Source organism: Pseudomonas sp. K8, assembly GCF_014889455.1.
Classification (GTDB): domain Bacteria; phylum Pseudomonadota; class Gammaproteobacteria; order Pseudomonadales; family Pseudomonadaceae; genus Aquipseudomonas; species Aquipseudomonas veronii.
In genome coordinates, this window is record NZ_VJWO01000098.1 from 1 (window position 1) to 5,410 (window position 5,410).

2 tRNA genes and 3 rRNA genes are annotated in these 5,410 nt (G+C 51.2%); all 5 read left to right on the forward strand.

The window, feature by feature from the left end:
* Positions 1-192 precede the first annotated feature (192 nt).
* The 5 genes from INT12_RS30210 (at position 193) to rrf (ending at position 5,401) form a co-directional block, all read left to right on the forward strand.
* Positions 193-1,729, forward strand: a 16S ribosomal RNA gene (locus tag INT12_RS30210).
* An 82-nt stretch (positions 1,730-1,811) separates the two neighbouring features.
* Positions 1,812-1,888 (forward strand) — tRNA-Ile (locus INT12_RS30215).
* 27 nt (positions 1,889-1,915) lie between these two features.
* A tRNA-Ala gene (locus INT12_RS30220) sits at positions 1,916-1,991 on the forward strand.
* 247 nt (positions 1,992-2,238) lie between these two features.
* Positions 2,239-5,129 (forward strand): 23S ribosomal RNA (locus INT12_RS30225).
* 156 nt (positions 5,130-5,285) lie between these two features.
* Positions 5,286-5,401 (forward strand): 5S ribosomal RNA (rrf, locus tag INT12_RS30230).
* The 16S, 23S and 5S rRNA genes sit together here with 2 tRNA genes alongside, the layout of an rRNA operon.
* The last annotated feature ends 9 nt before the right edge of the window (positions 5,402-5,410 follow it).

Genomic DNA, 5,410 nt, shown 5'->3' on the forward strand with positions numbered 1-5,410 from the left:
CCTCGGTTGAGACGAAAGATCTTAACCAACCGCTCTTTAACAACTGAATCAAGCAATTCGTGTGGGTGCTTGTGGAGTCAGACTGATAGTCAACAAGATTATCAGCATCACAAGTTACTCCGCGAGAAATCAAAGATGTAACCAACGATTGCTGAGCCAAGTTTAGGGTTTCTTAAAAACCCAAAGATGTTTGAACTGAAGAGTTTGATCATGGCTCAGATTGAACGCTGGCGGCAGGCCTAACACATGCAAGTCGAGCGGTAGAGAGAAGCTTGCTTCTCTTGAGAGCGGCGGACGGGTGAGTAATGCCTAGGAATCTGCCTGGTAGTGGGGGATAACGTTCGGAAACGGACGCTAATACCGCATACGTCCTACGGGAGAAAGCAGGGGACCTTCGGGCCTTGCGCTATCAGATGAGCCTAGGTCGGATTAGCTAGTTGGTGAGGTAATGGCTCACCAAGGCGACGATCCGTAACTGGTCTGAGAGGATGATCAGTCACACTGGAACTGAGACACGGTCCAGACTCCTACGGGAGGCAGCAGTGGGGAATATTGGACAATGGGCGAAAGCCTGATCCAGCCATGCCGCGTGTGTGAAGAAGGTCTTCGGATTGTAAAGCACTTTAAGTTGGGAGGAAGGGCAGTTACCTAATACGTGATTGTTTTGACGTTACCGACAGAATAAGCACCGGCTAACTCTGTGCCAGCAGCCGCGGTAATACAGAGGGTGCAAGCGTTAATCGGAATTACTGGGCGTAAAGCGCGCGTAGGTGGTTAGTTAAGTTGGATGTGAAATCCCCGGGCTCAACCTGGGAACTGCATTCAAAACTGACTGACTAGAGTATGGTAGAGGGTGGTGGAATTTCCTGTGTAGCGGTGAAATGCGTAGATATAGGAAGGAACACCAGTGGCGAAGGCGACCACCTGGACTGATACTGACACTGAGGTGCGAAAGCGTGGGGAGCAAACAGGATTAGATACCCTGGTAGTCCACGCCGTAAACGATGTCAACTAGCCGTTGGGAGCCTTGAGCTCTTAGTGGCGCAGCTAACGCATTAAGTTGACCGCCTGGGGAGTACGGCCGCAAGGTTAAAACTCAAATGAATTGACGGGGGCCCGCACAAGCGGTGGAGCATGTGGTTTAATTCGAAGCAACGCGAAGAACCTTACCAGGCCTTGACATCCAATGAACTTTCTAGAGATAGATTGGTGCCTTCGGGAACATTGAGACAGGTGCTGCATGGCTGTCGTCAGCTCGTGTCGTGAGATGTTGGGTTAAGTCCCGTAACGAGCGCAACCCTTGTCCTTAGTTACCAGCACGTCATGGTGGGCACTCTAAGGAGACTGCCGGTGACAAACCGGAGGAAGGTGGGGATGACGTCAAGTCATCATGGCCCTTACGGCCTGGGCTACACACGTGCTACAATGGTCGGTACAGAGGGTTGCCAAGCCGCGAGGTGGAGCTAATCCCAGAAAACCGATCGTAGTCCGGATCGCAGTCTGCAACTCGACTGCGTGAAGTCGGAATCGCTAGTAATCGCGAATCAGAATGTCGCGGTGAATACGTTCCCGGGCCTTGTACACACCGCCCGTCACACCATGGGAGTGGGTTGCACCAGAAGTAGCTAGTCTAACCTTCGGGGGGACGGTTACCACGGTGTGATTCATGACTGGGGTGAAGTCGTAACAAGGTAGCCGTAGGGGAACCTGCGGCTGGATCACCTCCTTAATCGACGACATCAGCTGCTCCATAAGTTCCCACACGAATTGCTTGATTCATTGAAGAAGACGATAAGAAGCAGCCCGAAATTGGGTCTGTAGCTCAGTTGGTTAGAGCGCACCCCTGATAAGGGTGAGGTCGGCAGTTCGAATCTGCCCAGACCCACCAATTTTGTGTGGGAACCTGTAGAAATACGGGGCCATAGCTCAGCTGGGAGAGCGCCTGCCTTGCACGCAGGAGGTCAACGGTTCGATCCCGTTTGGCTCCACCACTACTGCTTCTAGAAGTTGAAAGCTTAGAAATGAGCATTCCATCGTGATGATGGTGAATGTTGATTTCTAGTCTTTGATTAGATCGTTCTTTAAAAATTTGGGTATGTGATAGAAAGATAGACTGAACGTTACTTTCACTGGTAACGGATCAGGCTAAGGTAAAATTTGTGAGTTCTCTTAATTGAGAAATTCGAATTTTCGGCGAATGTCGTCTTCACAGTATAACCAGATTGCTTGGGGTTATATGGTCAAGTGAAGAAGCGCATACGGTGGATGCCTTGGCAGTCAGAGGCGATGAAAGACGTGGTAGCCTGCGAAAAGCTTCGGGGAGTCGGCAAACAGACTTTGATCCGGAGATGTCTGAATGGGGGAACCCAGCCATCATAAGATGGTTACCTTACACTGAATACATAGGTGTAAGGGGCGAACCAGGGGAACTGAAACATCTAAGTACCCTGAGGAAAAGAAATCAACCGAGATTCCCTTAGTAGTGGCGAGCGAACGGGGACTAGCCCTTAAGTGGCTTTGAGATTAGCGGAACGCTCTGGAAAGTGCGGCCATAGTGGGTGATAGCCCTGTACGCGAAAATCTCTTAGTCATGAAATCGAGTAGGACGGAGCACGAGAAACTTTGTCTGAATATGGGGGGACCATCCTCCAAGGCTAAATACTACTGACTGACCGATAGTGAACTAGTACCGTGAGGGAAAGGCGAAAAGAACCCCGGAGAGGGGAGTGAAATAGATCCTGAAACCGTATGCGTACAAGCAGTGGGAGCCTACTTGTTAGGTGACTGCGTACCTTTTGTATAATGGGTCAGCGACTTATTTTCAGTGGCGAGCTTAACCGAATAGGGGAGGCGTAGCGAAAGCGAGTCTTAATAGGGCGTCTAGTCGCTGGGAATAGACCCGAAACCGGGCGATCTATCCATGGGCAGGTTGAAGGTTGGGTAACACTAACTGGAGGACCGAACCGACTACCGTTGAAAAGTTAGCGGATGACCTGTGGATCGGAGTGAAAGGCTAATCAAGCTCGGAGATAGCTGGTTCTCCTCGAAAGCTATTTAGGTAGCGCCTCATGTATCACTGTAGGGGGTAGAGCACTGTTTCGGCTAGGGGGTCATCCCGACTTACCAAACCGATGCAAACTCCGAATACCTACAAGTGCCGAGCATGGGAGACACACGGCGGGTGCTAACGTCCGTCGTGAAAAGGGAAACAACCCAGACCGTCAGCTAAGGTCCCAAAGTTATGGTTAAGTGGGAAACGATGTGGGAAGGCTTAGACAGCTAGGAGGTTGGCTTAGAAGCAGCCACCCTTTAAAGAAAGCGTAATAGCTCACTAGTCGAGTCGGCCTGCGCGGAAGATGTAACGGGGCTCAAACCATACACCGAAGCTACGGGTATCACGTAAGTGATGCGGTAGAGGAGCGTTCTGTAAGCCTGTGAAGGTGAGTTGAGAAGCTTGCTGGAGGTATCAGAAGTGCGAATGCTGACATGAGTAACGATAATGGGTGTGAAAAACACCCACGCCGAAAGACCAAGGTTTCCTGCGCAACGTTAATCGACGCAGGGTTAGTCGGTCCCTAAGGCGAGGCTGAAAAGCGTAGTCGATGGAAAACAGGTTAATATTCCTGTACTTCTGGTTATTGCGATGGAGGGACGGAGAAGGCTAGGCCAGCTTGGCGTTGGTTGTCCAAGTTTAAGGTGGTAGGCTGGAATCTTAGGTAAATCCGGGATTCTAAGGCCGAGAGCTGATGACGAGTCATCTTTTAGATGACGAAGTGGTTGATGCCATGCTTCCAAGAAAAGCTTCTAAGCTTCAGGTAACCAGGAACCGTACCCCAAACCGACACAGGTGGTTGGGTAGAGAATACCAAGGCGCTTGAGAGAACTCGGGTGAAGGAACTAGGCAAAATGGCACCGTAACTTCGGGAGAAGGTGCGCCGGTGAGGGTGAAGGACTTGCTCCGTAAGCTCATGCCGGTCGAAGATACCAGGCCGCTGCGACTGTTTATTAAAAACACAGCACTCTGCAAACACGAAAGTGGACGTATAGGGTGTGACGCCTGCCCGGTGCCGGAAGGTTAATTGATGGGGTTAGCTAACGCGAAGCTCTTGATCGAAGCCCCGGTAAACGGCGGCCGTAACTATAACGGTCCTAAGGTAGCGAAATTCCTTGTCGGGTAAGTTCCGACCTGCACGAATGGCGTAACGATGGCGGCGCTGTCTCCACCCGAGACTCAGTGAAATTGAAATCGCTGTGAAGATGCAGTGTATCCGCGGCTAGACGGAAAGACCCCGTGAACCTTTACTATAGCTTTGCACTGGACTTTGAATTTGCTTGTGTAGGATAGGTGGGAGGCTTTGAAGCGTGGACGCCAGTTCGCGTGGAGCCAACCTTGAAATACCACCCTGGCAACTTTGAGGTTCTAACTCAGGTCCGTTATCCGGATCGAGGACAGTGTATGGTGGGTAGTTTGACTGGGGCGGTCTCCTCCTAAAGAGTAACGGAGGAGTACGAAGGTGCGCTCAGACCGGTCGGAAATCGGTCGTAGAGTATAAAGGCAAAAGCGCGCTTGACTGCGAGACAGACACGTCGAGCAGGTACGAAAGTAGGTCTTAGTGATCCGGTGGTTCTGTATGGAAGGGCCATCGCTCAACGGATAAAAGGTACTCCGGGGATAACAGGCTGATACCGCCCAAGAGTTCATATCGACGGCGGTGTTTGGCACCTCGATGTCGGCTCATCACATCCTGGGGCTGAAGCCGGTCCCAAGGGTATGGCTGTTCGCCATTTAAAGTGGTACGCGAGCTGGGTTTAGAACGTCGTGAGACAGTTCGGTCCCTATCTGCCGTGGACGTTTGAGATTTGAGAGGGGCTGCTCCTAGTACGAGAGGACCGGAGTGGACGAACCTCTGGTGTTCCGGTTGTCACGCCAGTGGCATTGCCGGGTAGCTATGTTCGGAATAGATAACCGCTGAAAGCATCTAAGCGGGAAACTAGCCTCAAGATGAGATCTCACTGGGACCTTGAGTCCCCTGAAGGGCCGTCGAAGACTACGACGTTGATAGGTTGGGTGTGTAAGCGCTGTGAGGCGTTGAGCTAACCAATACTAATTGCCCGTGAGGCTTGACCATATAACACCCAAGCAATTTGACTACTCGAAAGAGATCAGATTGCGGTGTGTGAAGACGAAACGAACCGAAAGTTCGACTCTTACAAAACACCGAAAGCTATCACATACCCAATTTGCTGAAGCGAGGCCAGCTGGCCACGACTCAGTACCCGAATTTCTTGACGACCATAGAGCATTGGAACCACCTGATCCCATCCCGAACTCAGCAGTGAAACGATGCATCGCCGATGGTAGTGTGGGGTTTCCCCATGTGAGAGTAGGTCATCGTCAAGATTAAATTCC